13 protein-coding genes and 1 pseudogene are annotated in these 15,543 nt (G+C 67.0%); 3 read left to right on the top strand and 11 right to left on the bottom strand.

Annotation, left to right across the window (positions count from 1 at the left end):
• Positions 1-129: 129 nt before the first annotated feature.
• The gene (gene recA / locus RNZ50_11875; GenBank protein MDT8855700.1) at positions 130-1,203 is read right to left on the bottom strand and encodes a recombinase RecA; all 1,074 of its coding nucleotides are present in this window, start codon (positions 1,201-1,203) and stop codon (positions 130-132) included.
• A gap of 193 nt (positions 1,204-1,396) precedes the next feature.
• On the opposite strand from recA, the gene RNZ50_11870 reads away from it, so the two are divergent.
• Positions 1,397-1,993: a hypothetical protein gene (locus RNZ50_11870; protein ID MDT8855699.1), complete on the top strand. Its 597-nt coding sequence runs from the start codon at positions 1,397-1,399 to the stop codon at positions 1,991-1,993.
• Between the two features lie 6 nt (positions 1,994-1,999).
• Here RNZ50_11870 and RNZ50_11865 read toward each other — a convergent pair whose 3' ends face one another.
• From RNZ50_11865 to guaB, 3 genes are all read right to left on the bottom strand, one after another.
• On the bottom strand, positions 2,000-4,303 hold the full coding sequence (locus RNZ50_11865; GenBank protein ID MDT8855698.1) for an ATP-binding protein: 2,304 nt from the start codon (positions 4,301-4,303) through the stop codon (positions 2,000-2,002).
• Positions 4,304-4,411: 108 nt separating this feature from the next.
• Positions 4,412-5,575 carry an RsmB/NOP family class I SAM-dependent RNA methyltransferase gene (locus RNZ50_11860; protein ID MDT8855697.1) on the bottom strand — a complete coding sequence of 388 codons (1,164 nt, stop codon included), beginning with the start codon at positions 5,573-5,575 and terminating at the stop codon, positions 4,412-4,414.
• 49 nt (positions 5,576-5,624) lie between these two features.
• Positions 5,625-7,073, bottom strand: coding sequence for an IMP dehydrogenase (gene guaB, locus RNZ50_11855; GenBank protein ID MDT8855696.1), 1,449 nt, complete (start codon positions 7,071-7,073; stop codon positions 5,625-5,627).
• Between the two features lie 134 nt (positions 7,074-7,207).
• Between guaB and RNZ50_11850 the strand changes: the two genes are divergently transcribed.
• Positions 7,208-7,906: a type 1 glutamine amidotransferase gene (locus tag RNZ50_11850; GenBank protein MDT8855695.1), complete on the top strand. Its 699-nt coding sequence runs from the start codon at positions 7,208-7,210 to the stop codon at positions 7,904-7,906.
• A 60-nt stretch (positions 7,907-7,966) separates the two neighbouring features.
• Here RNZ50_11850 and RNZ50_11845 read toward each other — a convergent pair whose 3' ends face one another.
• A complete protein-coding gene (locus RNZ50_11845; GenBank protein ID MDT8855694.1) occupies positions 7,967-8,944 on the bottom strand; it encodes a tellurium resistance protein in 978 nt (325 codons plus the stop codon).
• Between the two features lie 314 nt (positions 8,945-9,258).
• Between RNZ50_11845 and RNZ50_11840 the strand changes: the two are divergent.
• Positions 9,259-9,372: pseudogene (locus RNZ50_11840) on the top strand (arginase).
• Positions 9,373-9,381: 9 nt separating this feature from the next.
• On the opposite strand, the gene RNZ50_11835 reads toward RNZ50_11840, so the two are convergent.
• The 6 genes from RNZ50_11835 to RNZ50_11810 all read right to left on the bottom strand — a co-directional run bounded on the left by RNZ50_11835 (position 9,382) and on the right by RNZ50_11810 (position 15,525).
• Positions 9,382-10,230 (bottom strand): GNAT family N-acetyltransferase, encoded by an 849-nt coding sequence (locus RNZ50_11835; GenBank protein MDT8855693.1) that lies wholly within the window; start codon positions 10,228-10,230, stop codon positions 9,382-9,384.
• Positions 10,231-10,396: 166 nt separating this feature from the next.
• A complete protein-coding gene (locus RNZ50_11830; protein MDT8855692.1) occupies positions 10,397-10,534 on the bottom strand; it encodes a hypothetical protein in 138 nt (45 codons plus the stop codon).
• A 145-nt stretch (positions 10,535-10,679) separates the two neighbouring features.
• Positions 10,680-11,765, bottom strand: coding sequence for a sn-glycerol-3-phosphate ABC transporter ATP-binding protein UgpC (gene ugpC, locus RNZ50_11825; protein MDT8855691.1), 1,086 nt, complete (start codon positions 11,763-11,765; stop codon positions 10,680-10,682).
• A gap of 13 nt (positions 11,766-11,778) precedes the next feature.
• On the bottom strand, positions 11,779-13,401 hold the full coding sequence (locus RNZ50_11820; GenBank protein MDT8855690.1) for an alpha-amylase family glycosyl hydrolase: 1,623 nt from the start codon (positions 13,399-13,401) through the stop codon (positions 11,779-11,781).
• The gene (locus tag RNZ50_11815) at positions 13,401-14,531 is read right to left on the bottom strand and encodes a carbohydrate ABC transporter permease (GenBank protein ID MDT8855689.1); all 1,131 of its coding nucleotides are present in this window, start codon (positions 14,529-14,531) and stop codon (positions 13,401-13,403) included. Before RNZ50_11815 ends, RNZ50_11820 begins: the two co-directional genes overlap by 1 nt.
• Position 14,532: 1 nt before the next feature.
• Positions 14,533-15,525: a sugar ABC transporter permease gene (locus tag RNZ50_11810; protein ID MDT8855688.1), complete on the bottom strand. Its 993-nt coding sequence runs from the start codon at positions 15,523-15,525 to the stop codon at positions 14,533-14,535.
• Positions 15,526-15,543 lie beyond the last annotated feature (18 nt).

Genomic DNA, 15,543 nt, shown 5'->3' with positions numbered 1-15,543 from the left:
CTCTGTCAGGCGGATGGCGGTCATGTGACGCCCCGTTTAGCCCCCCGGGCAGGGCCTGTCCACCATCACCCGTGCCGCGGCATGAAAAGGGCCGGGCCGCGGGGTGCCCGACCCCGTGCCTGCACGCCGTTACATGTCGACCAGATCTTCGCTCGCCCCGCCTTCGGACATGTGGAAATCCAGCCCGTTCGCCGCGCGGATCTTGTCTTCGATCGCCTGCGCAACCGCCGGGTTGGACCGCAGGAAGGTCTTGGCGTTCTCGCGCCCCTGCCCGATCCGCTCGTCGCCGTAGGAATACCACGAGCCCGATTTCTCGACCACGCCCGCCTTGACCCCAAGATCGACCAGTTCGCCCACCTTCGAGATGCCTTCGCCATAAAGGATGTCGAATTCGACCTGCTTGAAGGGCGGCGCCACCTTGTTCTTGACGACCTTCACCCGGGTCGAGTTGCCGACGACCTCGTCCCGGTCCTTGATCGACCCGATGCGGCGGATGTCGAGCCGGACCGAGGCATAGAATTTCAGCGCATTGCCGCCCGTGGTGGTTTCAGGGCTACCGAACATGACGCCGATCTTCATCCGGATCTGGTTGATGAAGATCACCATGCAATTGCTGCGGCCGATGCTCGCAGTCAGCTTGCGCATGGCCTGGCTCATCAGACGGGCCTGGGCGCCCATCTGCATGTCGCCCATGTCGCCTTCGATTTCCGACTTGGGCGTCAGCGCCGCCACCGAGTCGATCACCACGAGGCTGACCGCGCCCGAGCGCACCAGCGTGTCGACGATTTCCAGCGCCTGCTCGCCCGTGTCGGGCTGGCTGATCAGCAGGTCGTCCAGATTGACGCCCAGCTTCTTGGCATATTGCGGATCGAGCGCGTGCTCGGCATCGACAAAGGCGCAGACGCCGCCTTTTTTCTGTTCCTCTGCAACGACATGCAGTGTCAGCGTGGTCTTGCCGGAACTTTCGGGGCCGTAGATCTCGATGATCCGGCCCTTGGGAAGGCCGCCGATCCCAAGCGCGATATCAAGACCCAGCGAACCGGTCGAGGTCGCCTCGATGTCCATCGCCGGGCTGTCAGCGCCCAGCCGCATGATCGACCCCTTGCCGAACTGCCTTTCGATCTGTGCCAGCGCGCTTTCCAGCGCCTTTGCCTTGTCCATTTCGCGCTTTCCGTTCAAGTCGAGGAGGTTCGCAGTCGCCATTGCCTGATCCTTATTTCACAGCCGCACGCGGGCAGCAATCCATGCCTGTGTTCTTGTCTTGTTCCTGCCGTTATGGGGCCAAAACCAGAACATTTCAACCGGTTTTCGTAAAATCAGCTTTTTCTCAAAAGCGTTAAGGGATAGTTTACGAACCGGGCGATTTATGGACCCCGGACGAAAAAAAGGGACGAAGATGCTGGTGTTTTGGGATCAGAGGCTGGCTTTTCTTGCCACGCCGAAAACGGGATCGACCGCGATCGAGGCAGCGCTCGAATCGCTGGCGGCCGTGGTGGTTCAGCGCCCGCCGGTGCTCAAGCATACCACGGCGCAACGGTTCCATCGCTTTCTCGGCCCCTATTTCGAGGTTGCCTCGGGCCATCCCTTCACCGTGGTGGCCTTGATGCGCGAGCCGCGCGACTGGCTGGGCAGCTGGTATCGCTATCGCCAGCGCGAGGACGTGACAGAGCCGCACAAGAGCACGGTCGGGCTCAGCTTCGATCAGTTCGTGACGGGCTATTGCGCCGATCCGCAGCCGGAATATGCCGCCGTCGGCTCGCAGGCGCGATTCCTGCAATCGAAGAACGGCAAGGGCGTTGACCGGCTGTTCCGCTACGACCAGATCGAAACCTTCATCGACTTTCTCGAGGACCGGCTGGGGTGCGAGATCATCCTGCCGCAACTGAATGTCTCGCCCAAGGCGGCGATGGACCTGTCGCCCGCGACGGAGGCCCTGCTCCGCCGCACCGCCGCCCGGGACTTCGAGCTTTACGAAACGCTGGGCGACGGCTGACCGCGGTCAGTGCATCTGGCCCTGGACCGTTTCGGTCAGGTCGGTCAGCGAGAAGGGCTTGGGCAGGAAGACCGAATTCGGGATGCGCGCCTGCTGATCGGACAGGCATTCCTCGGCATAGCCGGAGACGAAGATCACCCGAACGTTCGGCCGGTCCTCCAGCGCGCGGCGCACCCAGCTTGGGCCGTCCATGCCCGGCATCACCACGTCGGTCACGAAGATGTCGACCGCCAGCGACGGGTCTTCCAGGGTTTTCAGCGCCTCTTCGGCGCTTTCCGCCTCGAGCACCGTATAGCCGCGCAGCCGCAAGGCGCGGGACGCGAAAGCCCGCACCGGCGCCTCGTCCTCGACCAGCAGCACGACGCCCTCGCCCTGCTTGACCACGATCGGGCGGGCCTCTGCGGGCGGGCGCGCCTCGTCTTCCGCAGGCCGGTCGTTGATCGGGAAGTAGAGGTGGAACACCGTGCCGAGGCCGGGTTCGCTGTCGACGAAGATGAAGCCGCCCGATTGCTTGACGATGCCATAGGCGGTGGAAAGGCCGAGCCCGGTGCCCTCGCCGGTGCGCTTGGTGGTGAAGAACGGCTCGAAGATCTTCTGCAACCGTTCCGGCGGGATGCCGCAGCCGGTGTCCAGCACCCGGATCACCGCGTAGGCTCCGGCCGGGACCACCGCCCGGTCGCGGCGCAGTTCCTCGCGCAGCGTGAGCGCCTCGGTCTCGATCCGGATGGTGCCCCCCTCCGGCATCGCGTCACGGGCGTTGACGACCAGGTTCATCAGCACCTGTTCCAGTTGCCGCTTGTCGGCACGGATCGGGCCAAGATCGGGCGCATGTGCCAGGCGCAGCGATACCCGTTCGCCGACGAGGCGGTTGAGAAGATGCGTCAGGTCTGACAGCACCTCCTGCAGGTCGATCCGTTCGGGCTTCAGCGTCTGCTTGCGCGAAAACGCAAGCAACTGGCCGACCAGGCTCGCGGCCCGGTTGGCGTTCTGGTGAATCTGCACGAGGTCGGCATACTCCGGGTCGCCCCGGTCGTGGCGCAGCAGCAAGAGGTCGCAATGCCCGGAAATCGCGGTCAGCAGGTTGTTGAAATCATGGGCGATCCCGCCGGCCAGCTGGCCGATCGCCTGCATCTTCTGGCTTTGCACGAACTGCGCTTCCAGCGTCTTCAGCGCCGTCGCATCGTTCAGCACCGCCAGCGCACAGGGCCGCCCCATCTCGACGATCCGCCGCAGGGTGATCTGGACGAAGACATCCGGCTCCGAGCGCCGCATCCGCAACACCTCTGACCCGCCCGGCACCCGCTCGGCGGCGACATCGGACAGCCAGTCGGTCACCGACCGGCCCAGCCCTTCGAACAGATCGGGAAAGGTGACGGCGGCGCCCTGGTCCAGCCCGAGAAGATCGCGCGCGGCGCGGTTGGCCGCACGCAGGCTGCCGTCGCCGCCGAACTTCATCAGCGCCACGGGCACATGTTCGAAATCGGCCAGCACCGTGTCGCCGTCGGGCCGGTTGGGCACCGGCATCAGGTAGATCTCGCGCCGTTCCCCGGCACCTTCGATCTCGGCCAGAATGGCACGCACCGGGCCGTCAACCGAGGTCACCTCGACCTCTTCGCCCGAGCGCAGCACCTGATCCACGAACACCCGGTCAAGCCGCTTCGGCCGCGCCCCGAGCAATCGGCGCATCGATTCGTTGGTGAACAGCACAACGCCCGACTTGTTGGCGATCATCATCGGCAGGCTGAGCGTTTCGGCACCGCGCCCGGCCCCCGCCCGATCCAGAAATTCCTCCAGCCGCCACAGGAACCGGGTCGGCCCGATGCGGTGCACCGACAGGCGGGTATGGCCGCGCCGCGTCACCACATCCTCGCGCGCCGAGCCGAGGTTGGAGGCACGGCTTTGCAGCCGGTACAGCACAGAGGACGGGCTGGCGAAATGGTCATGCAGGGCCGAAACCAGCGTCGCCCCGTCCTGCGCGCCAAAACGGTCCTGCGCCGACCTGTTCTGAAAGCCGATCTGCCCCACGAGGTCGGTCGTGAAGCACGGGGCCGCATCCTGGCCCATCAGCACCCCCAGCCGCCGTTCGACCTGTCGTTCGCGCAACGCCTCGAACGTCACGACGCTGCGGATCAGCACCACCAGCACCGCAAAGGTCACCCCGGCGACCGCGGCCGTCCGTTTCAGTTGCGGGTCGGGGGCCAGCAGGCCGATGATGAAACAGCCGATCGCCACCGCCAGCAGGGGCCAGACCCGGGGTGACAGCGCCCGCGCCGTGCCGAGCAGGTTGGACGCCTGTGAGTCAGCTTTCACCACGTTCCCCCTCCGTTCAGGATTCGCTTCAGGCTCCATACGGAGGGGAAATCGTTAATCGCGCCTTAATCACATCGCGAATACAGCTGAAGATTGTGTATTATCCGATTAAATTCGCGTCAAGATCGACAGGAAAAAACCGTCGCCGCCATCAAGCGGAGTCAGGCGCAAGACGCTGGACTGCCGCCAACCCGGATTGCGTGCCAGAAACGCGGCGATCTGGTCGGCATTCTCGGCATCGAGCAGCGAACAGGTGGCATAGGCCAGATGCCCCTGCGGTGCGACAAGACCGGCCACCTGGTCGAGGACGCGGGCCTGCGTCTCGCACAGCGCGGCCAGACGCTCGAAGGTCAGGGCCCATTTGGCCTCGGGCGCGCGCCGCCAGCTGCCGGAACCGGAGCAGGGCACATCGGCCAGCACAAGATCGAAGGGGGCCTGCTGCGCCATTTCCGCCGCCGTCAGGATCTGCGGACGCAGACCGGCCCGGGCAGCGCGGGCAGGCAGGTCGCGCATCCGGCCGGGGTCGGCATCATGGGCGAACAGGGTCAGTGCCGCGCGCGCGCCCATCGCCAGCGTCTTGCCGCCACCCCCCGCGCAATAGTCGAGCACGCGCTGGCCCTCCACCAGCGGCAGCGCCTCGACGATCGCCTGGGATGCCGCATCCTGCAGTTCCACCAGACCGGAGAGATAGGCGGCAGATTTCTGGATTTTGCGCGCGTTTCCGTTGACTTCCAGCGCACTCTTCGCAAGGGGATGCGGGCGGGTCGCGATGGCTTCGGCGGCAAGTGCCATGGCGGCTTCGTTACGGGAACCATGCGCGGCATTGACCCGCAGGAAGACCGGAGCGCGATGCCGCAGCGCCGCCATGACGGCGGCAAAATCGGCCCCGAGGGACGCGCGAAGCGCAGGCGCGAGCCAGTCGGGGCAATCGAGCGCCACCAGTTCGGGCAACGGGTCGGCCGAGGCGGACTCGGCCGCAGTCAGGGGGGCGGGCGCATGGCCCTCGCCGGTGAACAGGCCCTCGACATCGGTTCCGGCGGCGCGCAGACCGCCGAGGATCAGCCCCCGCCCGGTCTCGGCCCGCCCCAGCGCGGCAAAGGAACGTCGACAGCGCAGCGCGTCATAGACCAGATCGCGGACCGCATGTCTGTCGCCCGATCCGGCATAGCGGCTGCCCCGGCCCCAGTTGGTCAGGGCCTGTTCGGCGGGCGCCCCCGAAAGCACGCGGTCCAGCACGGCCATTGCCGCGGAAAGCCGCGCGGCGGGGGTCAAGCGATCCTCATGCGATACATAAGCAATGTCTGGCAAACCATTGACATAACTACATCACCCGGTAGTTCGGGCTTTCGCGGGTGATCTGCACGTCATGCACATGGCTTTCCTTCAATCCGGCGCCGGTGATCCGCACGAATTGGCAATTCGCGCGCATCGCTGCGATGTCGCGGTTCCCGGTGTAGCCCATCGCCGCCCGCAGGCCGCCGACCAGTTGATGCACCACCGCCGCCGCCGACCCCTTGTAGGGCACCTGGCCCTCGATGCCTTCGGGCACCAGCTTGTCGGAGGCCGCATCCTTCTGGAAATAGCGGTCGGCCGAGCCGCGAGCCATGGCGCCCAGCGACCCCATGCCGCGGTAGCTCTTGAAGCTGCGGCCCTGATACAGGATCACCTCGCCCGGGGATTCGTCGGTGCCCGCAATCGCGCTGCCGACCATGGCGCAGGAGGCCCCGGCTGCAATCGCCTTGGCAAAATCGCCGGAATACTTGATGCCGCCATCGGCGATCACCGGAACGTCGCCCGCTGCCTGTGCGGAATCCATGATCGCGGTCAGTTGCGGCACGCCCACCCCCGCGACAATGCGGGTCGTGCAGATCGACCCCGGCCCGATGCCAACCTTGACCGCATCGGCCCCGGCGCCGATCAGCGCCCGCGTGGCCTCGCCGGTTGCCACGTTGCCTGCCACCACCTGCACGGTGTTCGACAGCCGCTTGATGCGCTCGACGGCGCGCGCCACCCCTTCGGAATGGCCATGCGCGGTGTCGATCACCACCATGTCCACCCCGGCGTCGATCAGCGCCTGGCTGCGCTCGAACCCGGCGTCGCCGACGGTCGAGGCGGCGGCAACGCGCAGGCGGCCCAGTTCGTCCTTGCAGGCGTGCGGGTTCAGCACCGACTGCTCGGTATCCTTCAGCGTCAGGAGGCCGGTCAGCTTGCCCTTGCCGTCGGTCACCAGGAGCTTCTCGATCCGCCGGGCCTTCATCAGGCTGATCGCGGTGGCGCGGTCGGCCGGTTCATGCAGGATGGCAAGGTTGTCAGAGGTCATCATCACCCGCACCGGCGTGCGGTCATCGGAGGCAAAGCGCATGTCCCGGTTGGTGACGATGCCCACTACACGGCCCAGCTCGTCCACCACGGGAAAGCCGGTGACGTTGTAGCGTTCCTGCAGGATCTTGGCATCGGCCAGCGTCTGGTCGGGCGTCAGGGTGATCGGCGCATAGACGATGCCGGATTCGAACCGCTTGACCCGGCGCACCTCGCGCGCCTGCTCCTCGATCCCGAGGTTGCGGTGGATGACCCCGATCCCGCCGGCCTGCGCCATGGCGATCGCCATGCGCGCCTCGGTCACGGTATCCATCGCGGAGGACAGCAGCGGAATGTTCATCCGGATCACCTTCGTGACGAAGGTGGAGGTATCCGCGTCCGATGGCAGGACCGAACTGGCTGCCGGCACAAGCAGCACATCATCGAAGGTTAGCGCCTCGCGAATCTCCATGGGAGGTCTCCTTGGGAGTCATCGTTTGGCGGTTCCCTGTTTCACGGACCCCGGGGGAAGGCAAGCGGGAATCCGGGGGCTTGCGGTGGTTGCCGCGGCGTGGTGACCTGAGGCTGCAAAAGGGGGAGACCGCGATGCGGGTGGCGATTGTCGAGAATACCATTGTCACCCATCACGGCCAGGTCGGGGTGGCGCTGCACGAGGCCGGTGCGCGGATCGACGTTTTCCGCCCCTATGCGGGAGACGGTCTGCCCGAACCGGGTGCCCATGACGCGCTAGTAGTGTTCGGCGGCGAGCAGAGCGCGCTCGACGACCGCATCCACCCCTATCTGCCGGACCTCGCGCGGGTGATGCGGGCAGCGTCGGATCTGGACCGGGCCGTGCTGGGCATCTGCCTTGGCTGCCAGCTGCTGGCGCGGGCGTTCGGCGGGCGGAACCTGCTGGGGGCCGCGCCAGAATTCGGCTGGACCGCCGTGGTGCTGACCGATCAGGGGCGGGCCGACCCGGTGCTGTCGGCGCTGCCCGCCGCCTTTCCGATCTTCCAGTGGCATTCCGACACCTTCACCCTGCCCGAAGGCGCGGTGCACCTGGCGCAGTCGTCCGCCGCGGCGCAGCAGGGGTTCCGCGTCGGCCGCGCGACCTATGGCACCCAGTTCCATTTCGAGGCCAACCGCGCCATCGTGGCCGACTGGTCGCGCGAGTTCTCGGGCCTGGCAGAGAGGATGCACCCCGGCTGGCAGAACGCGCGCCCTGCGCTGGCCGCCACCCTGGGGGCCGAGGCCGATGCGGCCGGGCTTGCCATCGCGCGGGGCTGGGTTGGTCTGATACGGTGAGGGTGGTGCCTGTGGTGGGTGGCGGAGCCTCCGGCGGGGATATTTGGGAACAGAAGAAAGTCAGGCGAGGGCGGCGTTTGTCTTGACCGCCAGTTCGCCCTTGGCCCAGGATTTCAGCACCTTGATCGCCACCCAGGGCACCAGCGCCAGTGCCGCCATCAGCACCACGATCCCCGGCAGATCGAAGCCCTGCGCGAACAGGCTTCCGGCATAGGCCGCCAGCGGAAAGGTGAAGGCCCCCCAGAGCGGGCTGAACCCCGAGGCCGTGATCCAGCGCCCCGCCGCCAGCAGCGCCAGCAGGATCGTCGCGCCAAGCACGGCGAATCCCGCCGCCAGCACCGGCAGCCCGGCAAGAGCCGCCACGGTGCCGAACAGGCTGGCGGGGGCGAGGTGGATCGCCAGCAAGGGGCGCAGAGGCGCGGGCGGAATGCGGCGCAGGAGCTGCACGAGGCTGATGCCCCAGACCGCCATCGCCACCGGAATCGTGCCCCAGAGCAGTGCGTTTCCGAGGCCCGGCAGCCCCAGCGGAAAGGCCGCGAGCCCGCCGATGATGAAGCCCACGAAGCTCAGGTGCCATACCGGCGTCACGTCGCGTCCACCCTGCGGGGCGGTCAGGATCTGGCGCAGGATCAACCCGGCCAGCCCTGCGTGCAGCGCCAGCCCGAGGAACAGCGCCGCCCGTGCCGCACCCGGCGCATAGGGCTCCAGCACCGCCGCCAGCAGCAGCAGCCCCAGCGTCATCGACGCAAGGCCCGCCCGGCCGGGCAGGATGCGCAGATCTTCCGCCACCACGCCCGGCCGCCGCGCGGTCTTGACCGCATAACCCACCACCGCAAAGGCCCAGAGCAGGAAGACCGCCCCGAGCAGCGCCTCGGCCGGGGCTGCGGGCAGGTCCAGCGCCTCCAGGCCCCGGCGCAGCGCCAGGCCCAGGCCGGACAGGCCCAGGATCGACGGAAACACCGCAGGCGGCATACGCTGGAACAAGGCCAGGCGGCGCGGCGGAAACTCCGGTGGCGGAAACATCGGCGGTCGGGTCATCTTGGCCTCCTGTCGGACGCCCCGGCCTAGCGCATCGCCCGGTCAAGGGGAAGCGGCGCGTCGGGCACAAGACGTGCCAGCGGCCGCATGCGGGCCACCGTTTCATGCCAGACTGACCGGGCAAGGCGCCGATTTCGATGCCCCTCGCCCGCGCCGCCCGGCCACCCTGCCCCGGCAGCAGCGGCAGAATCGGCAGGGGCGGGCACAGTCATGAAACCGGGCCATGAAACCGGGCCATGAAACCGGGCGGCTGAACCTGCCCTTGGTCGGGACCGCGACGTTCGGCAAAGCGGGCGTCGCCCGGCGGGAGGAGGTTGCGGGGGAGCGACCTCGTCGAGGTCGCGCCCGCCCATGACCATTCCGGCTCGACCGCGATCCTCGCGGCGCAGGCGCTGCCGATTCTTCTCGGCTTCATCTTCCCTGCCCGGGGGGTGCACTCAGCCGGGCAGAACCAGCGCGGTTGGCCCCAGCGGGGTCAGCGCCGCGCCGGTGCCCAGCTTGAAATGCGCCAGCCCCGGCGCATCCTCGGCGTTGACATCGCCCAGATCGAAGGTCCGCACACCCTCGGCCCGCAGCGCAAGGGCCGCCTGCCACAGCATCGGCCCGTGCGCGAATGCCGCCCGCGCGGCGGGGCCGGCCCAGCCGATGTGGTAGCTGGCCCAGGTGCCATGCCTCAGGATCAGCATCGCGGCCTGCATCCGGCCCGCACTGTGCCATTCCCATACCTGCCGCGACCCGGGCCAGAGCCGGGCAAAGGCGGGCGGCAGCGCGCGGTAACCGCGCTGGCCGCGCTGAGCCTCCTCGGCCGCAAGCAGCGGTTCCAGCGCACGGGCAGGGTTGGCGCGGCGCGGCGCCACCTGCGCCTCGGCCCGGACCAGCCGGTTGCGCCATTTGCCCGACAGGCCCGCGCGCAGAGCGGCGGGGTCGGGCGTCAGATCCCACAGGGCATGGTGCCGCGGGGTGATCAGCGGCAATACGCCGAAGCCGGGCACGGCCTCGGCCGGTGTGGCGATCGTCGGTGCGGCATGGCGGGCCAGACGGCGCAGAACGGCGCGGCGCGCCCGTGGCTCAGGTAATGCCAGCCACAGCGGCCCGCGCAGGATCAGCCGAAGCCCGCGCCGGTGCAGCACCTGCGCCCGCGCCACCTCTTGCCCGTCAAGAAACACCTGCGCCCGGCGCACGCCCGCGCCAAGCGCGGCCATTGCCTGCCCATATTCCCAGCTTTGCTGCAACGGGGTCGTTCCCCGCCATGCCGCCGAATCCAGATTGTCCCAAAGGATTTCCATGCCCCGTTAAGACAGCGGAAACCTTAAGATGCGATGAACCGGGAATGAAACGCAAAGCCCATCCCCCCGCGCCACGCCTGACCCTCTGGGTGCCGACATTGCTTGCGGGGGGGCTCAGCCTGTTGTTCGTCTGCCTGCGCGCGCTGCTGTAGGCGCGCGGCAGATGTCACTTCTTGTCGCCCTTGGCCTTGTCTTGCGCCGCCGTCAGGCGGGCGGTCAACGCATTGACCTCGACAGCCACTTTCGACTTGTCCTTCTTGGGCTTCTTGACTTCCTTGTTGGACCGCATCTGACCCTTGGCCATGGCAACTTCCTCTCCGGCTGTGCCGGACGGGGGCCATGGGGCCGGTCCGGCAAGGGGCGCGCCGGGCTGCGGGGGTCATGGATCAGCCCCCGCACGCCTGCCCTGCCCCTGATGTGCGCCCGCCCCCCGCGCCTGTCAACCGGGTTCAGCGGTATAGCAGCGACCGGCCTTGGTGGAACAGGTGGATCTTCGCCGGTTCCGCCCCCAGCCGCACCACCTGGCGGCGCAGGCCGGGGTGGATGCCGGGCAGCTTGGCCACCACCTGCGCCTCCTCCCCCTGCCGCTTGAAGTAGAGCAGCGTCACCTCGCCCAGGGCCTCGGTGATCTCGACCTCGCCGGTGAACAGCGGCGCGCCTTCGGTGGCCAGCAGATCCTCGGGGCGCACGCCGAGGTTGACCCGCATCCCCATGTCGGCGGCGCTTGTGGCTATCGCCGCCCGCGCCACGCCGCCATTGTCGAGCCGCACCTCGGTTTCCGCCCCGGTCGCCGTTACCTGCCCCGGCATCAGGTTCATCGCCGGGCTGCCGATGAACTGCGCGACGAATTCGGTCTCGGGGCGCTCATACAGCGTCAGCGGGCTGCCGACCTGGGCAATGCCGCCGCCCGCCAGCACCACGATGCGGCTGGCAAGGGTCATCGCCTCGACCTGGTCATGGGTGACATAGATCATCGTGCGCTCCGGCATCGCCTCTTTCAACTGGGCGATCTCGATCCTTGTGGCCACCCGTAGGGCTGCGTCGAGGTTCGACAGCGGCTCGTCGAAGAGATACACCTTGGGGTCGCGCACGATGGCCCGCCCGATGGCGACGCGCTGGCGCTGGCCGCCCGAAAGCGCCTTGGGCAGCCGGTCAAGGTAGGGCGTCAGTTGCAGGATGCGCGCCGCCTTGTCCACCGCGGCCGCAATCTCCTCGCGGGACTTTTTCGCGATCTTCAGCGCGAAAGCCATGTTGTCGCGCACCGTCATGTGCGGGTACAGCGCGTAGCTCTGGAACACCATCGCGATGCCGCGCTGCGCGGGCGGCACGTCGTTCACCACCTGCCCGTCGATCGACAGCACGCCGCCGGTGATGCGTTCGAGCCCGGCAATCATCCGCAGCAGCGTCGATTTCCCGCAACCCGAGGGGCCGACGAACACGATCAGCTCGCCCTGTTTTATATCGAGGTTGATGTCGGCCAGCACCTTGACCTCGCCATAGGCCTTTTCCACGTTCGCCAGTTTCAGGTTGGCCATCGGTTCCCCTCCCTCAGACTTTCTTCGCCAGACAGACGGCCCAGGGGCCAAGGCTGACCCGGCGCTCGCCGGTCAATTCAACGCCGCCCGGACTGTCGCCGACCGCCGTCCAGTCGCCGTCGGGCAGATCGACCCCCGCGATGCCGTCGCCAAGGTTGAAGGCGCAGAACAGCGTCTCCTGCCCCGTGCGCAGGAACTGCACCACATCGCCATCGGCCAGCGGCTGCGACATTGCCCCCCAACGCAGCACAGGGTGCGCACGCCGGAACGCCAGCGCGCGGCGGTAATGCGTCAGCATCGCGTCGGGGATGCCGTCCTGCGCCGCAACCGACAGGCCCAGATGCTGCGGCGCCACCGGCAGCCATGGCCTGTCGGCGGTGGAAAAGCCACCCGCCGCATTGTCAGTCTGCCAGACCATCGGCGTGCGGCAGCCGTCGCGGCCCTTGAACTCGGGCCAGAACTCGATGCCGTAGGGGTCGCGCAGGTCCTCGAAGGCAAGCTCGGCCTCGGGCAGCCCCAGTTCCTCGCCCTGGTACAGGCACAGCGACCCGCGCAGGCACATCAAGAGCGTCGTGTAAGCCTTTGCTGCGTCATGTGAAAGGCGCCAGCGTGTGATGTGTCGCACCGTGTCGTGGTTGGAATAGGCCCAGCACGGCCAGGCGTCGGGGGCGGCGCGGGTCATCCGCTCGAACGTGTCCTGCACCAGCGCCGCCGTCAGGCGGGTCGGTTGCAGCATCTCGAACGGATAACACATCTGCACCTTGTCATCGCCCGAGGTGTATTCGGCCATGATCTCGAGCCCGCGCTGTGCATCGCCGACCTCACCCACCGCGGCCGCGCCGTAGGGCTCCAGCACGGCGCGGAACTTCCGCAGGAAATCAAGGTTCTCCGGCTGGTTCTTGTCAAACAGGTGCAACTGGTGGTTATAGGGGTTGACCCCGGGTGCGATGGAATCGTTCCGCAGATCGAGCGGCAGCGACGGGTTGTCGCGCAAGTATCTGTCGGCAAAGTAGAAGTTGATGGTGTCCAGCCGGAAGCCGTCCACCCCCCGATTGAGCCAGAACCGCGCCACGTCCAGCAGCGCCTGCTGCACCGCCTCGCAATGCAGGTTCAGATCTGGCTGCGAGGTCAGGAAGTTGTGCAGGTAGTATTGCCGCCGCCTTCCCTCCCATTGCCAGGCAGAACCGCCGAACACCGACAGCCAGTTGTTGGGCGGCGTGCCGTCGGGCTTCGGTTCGGCCCAGACATACCAGTCGGCCTTCGGGTTCGTGCGGTCCTCCCGGCTTTCCCGGAACCACGGGTGCGCGTTGGAGGTGTGCGACAGCACGAGATCGATCATCACCCGCAAACCCAGCCCATGCGCCCGCGCCACCAGCGCGTCGAAATCGGCCAGCGTGCCGAACATCGGGTCAACGTCGCAATAATTGCTCACGTCATAGCCGAAATCCTTCATCGGGCTGGGGAAGAACGGGCTGATCCAGATCGCGTCGGCGCCAAGGCCTGCGATGTGGTCCAGCCGCGCCGCGATGCCCGCCAGGTCGCCGATGCCGTCGCCGTTGCTGTCCTGAAAGCTGCGCGGGTAGATCTGGTAGATCACCGCCCCGCGCCACCAGTCCTTGTCAACCGGCAGCGCCATCACTTCACCGATCCGGCCAGCAGGCCGCGCACGAGGTATTTCTGCATGGCGAAGAACACCACCAGCGGCACGAAGATCGACACGAAGGCCGAGGCCGCCAGAATCTCCCACTCGCCGCCCTTCGAGCCCATAAGTTCCTTCAACTGCCCGGTCATCACCAGCTGGTCCTGCGTGTTGCCAAGGAACACCAGCGCCACCAGCAGGTCGTTCCACGTCCAGAGAAACTGGAAGATCGCGAAGGACGCCAGCGCCGGGAACGACAGCGGCAGGATGATCTTGAGGAAGATCTGAAAATCGGTCGCGCCATCGACACGCGCGCTTTCGATGATCTCGCGCGGCAGGCCGATCATGTAGTTGCGCAAGAGATAGATCGCCAGCGGCAGCCCGAAGCCGGTATGGGCCAGCCAGATCCCGATATAGGTCTTGCCGATGCCGATTTCGTTGTGCAGCTTCAGCAGCGGTATCAGCGCCAGTTGCAGCGGCACCACCAGCAGGCCGACGATGCCCGCGATGATCAGCGCCCGGCCGGGAAACTCCATCCACGCCAGCGCATAGGCGGCGAAGGCCGCAATCAGGATCGGGATAACCGTCGCCGGGATGGTCACGGTCATCGTGTTCAGGAAGGCCCGGCCCAGCCCTTCGGCCCCCAGCACCCGGCTGTAATTCTCGGTCGTGAAGCGTGGCGGCTCGGTGGTCATCACGAAGATGCGCTCTCCCCGCGTGCCCTGGAAGGCCCGGGGCGAGGAAATGCGGAAACCGCCGTCCTCGTTCACCACGACCTCGAGCCCGCTGCGCGTCGTCACGGGCTCGCCAACCGGGTTCTCGCCCGGCGCGCGGGCGGTTGTGCCGAAGGCGCTGACGCGGCCGGGTTGGCCCTCGAACACGTTGCCGGAAATCACGAACAGCCCGCCCTCCTCCACCGCCGTATCGGGCGGCGGCGCGCGGTATTGCACGCTTTGCTCCGACGGGAACAGCGACCGCCACCACCCCGAGGTCGTGATCTGGTCGCGGTCGCGGAAGCTCGACACCAGCAGCCCGAAGGTCGGCAGCGTCCACATCAGCACCAGCAGCAGCGCCGCCAGATTGACCGCCCAGACCAGCCGCGACCTGGTGCCCACGATGTTGTCCATCTCAGCGCATCTCCTTGCGGGCGTTGCGGATGTTCCAGATCATGATCGGCGTCACCATCAGCATGATGATGATGGCGGCGGTCGAGGCGCGTCCGGTATCGTTCCCGCGGAACATCCAGTCGAACATCAGGTTGGCCAGCACCTGCGTGCCCCATTGTCCGTTGGTCATCGTCAGCACGATGTCGAACACCTTCAGCACGGTGATGGTGATCGTGGTCCAGACCACCAGGATGGTGCCCCAGATCTGCGGCACCTTGATCTTCATGAAGATCTGCAGGGGGGATGCGCCATCGAGAATGGCCGCCTCGATGGTTTCCTCGGGGATGCCGCGCAGCGCGGCCGACAGGATCACCATGGCGAACCCGGCCTGAATCCACACCAGCACCACCATCAGGAAAAAGCTGTTCCACGGCGCCAGCGTCAGCCAGGTCTGCGCCGTGCCGCCAAGGCTGACCCAGATCGCGTTCAACGCACCGATCTCGGCCTGCCCGTCGCCGCGGTAGTCGTAGACGAACTTCCAGATCACCGAGGCCCCGACGAACGAGATTGCCATCGGCATGAAGATCATCGCCTTGGCGAAGTTGCCCCAGCGGATGCGGTCGGTCACGGCGGCGGCGATCAGGCCGAAGAAGGTCGCGGCGGCCGGAACGAAGACCAGCCACAGCAGGTTGTTGACCAGCGATTCCTGAAACTTGTCGTCGCGGAACAGCCAGGAATAGTTGGCGAAACCGACAAACCTGTCGCCCGTCCGGTCCATGAACGACAGGTAGACCGACATGAACACCGGATAGACCAGATAGACCGTCAGCAAGAGCAGCGCCGGAAACAGGAACAGCCAGGGCCGGATCGCATTGGCACGGGTGATGTTGGACCCGGCGTCGGGGCCGCGCGGCGGAAAGATGCTGTCCAGCACCATGTTGGACAGGAAGAAATAGGCGATGCAGCCGAACACGCCGATGATGATCGTGCCGCCCGCCAGGATGAACTGTTCCACCGGTTGCCCCCGTTGCTT

This window comes from Paracoccaceae bacterium Fryx2 (assembly GCA_032334235.1).
GTDB lineage: Bacteria > Pseudomonadota > Alphaproteobacteria > Rhodobacterales > Rhodobacteraceae > JAVSGI01.
This window is presented reverse-complemented; position numbering and strand designations above follow the sequence as displayed.

Excerpts from the sequence above, each read along its gene's own strand:
- recA (MDT8855700.1), bottom strand. The coding sequence starts at position 1,203 with ATGGCGACTGCGAACCTCCTCGACTTGAACGGAAAGCGCGAAATGGAC.
- RNZ50_11870 (MDT8855699.1), top strand. The coding sequence starts at position 1,397 with ATGCTGGTGTTTTGGGATCAGAGGCTGGCTTTTCTTGCCACGCCGAAA.
- guaB (MDT8855696.1), bottom strand. The coding sequence starts at position 7,073 with ATGGAGATTCGCGAGGCGCTAACCTTCGATGATGTGCTGCTTGTGCCG.
- RNZ50_11850 (MDT8855695.1), top strand. The coding sequence starts at position 7,208 with ATGCGGGTGGCGATTGTCGAGAATACCATTGTCACCCATCACGGCCAG.
- RNZ50_11845 (MDT8855694.1), bottom strand. The coding sequence starts at position 8,944 with ATGACCCGACCGCCGATGTTTCCGCCACCGGAGTTTCCGCCGCGCCGC.
- RNZ50_11835 (MDT8855693.1), bottom strand. The coding sequence starts at position 10,230 with ATGGAAATCCTTTGGGACAATCTGGATTCGGCGGCATGGCGGGGAACG.
- RNZ50_11830 (MDT8855692.1), bottom strand. The coding sequence starts at position 10,534 with ATGGCCAAGGGTCAGATGCGGTCCAACAAGGAAGTCAAGAAGCCCAAG.
- ugpC (MDT8855691.1), bottom strand. The coding sequence starts at position 11,765 with ATGGCCAACCTGAAACTGGCGAACGTGGAAAAGGCCTATGGCGAGGTC.
- RNZ50_11820 (MDT8855690.1), bottom strand. The coding sequence starts at position 13,401 with ATGGCGCTGCCGGTTGACAAGGACTGGTGGCGCGGGGCGGTGATCTAC.
- RNZ50_11815 (MDT8855689.1), bottom strand. The coding sequence starts at position 14,531 with ATGGACAACATCGTGGGCACCAGGTCGCGGCTGGTCTGGGCGGTCAAT.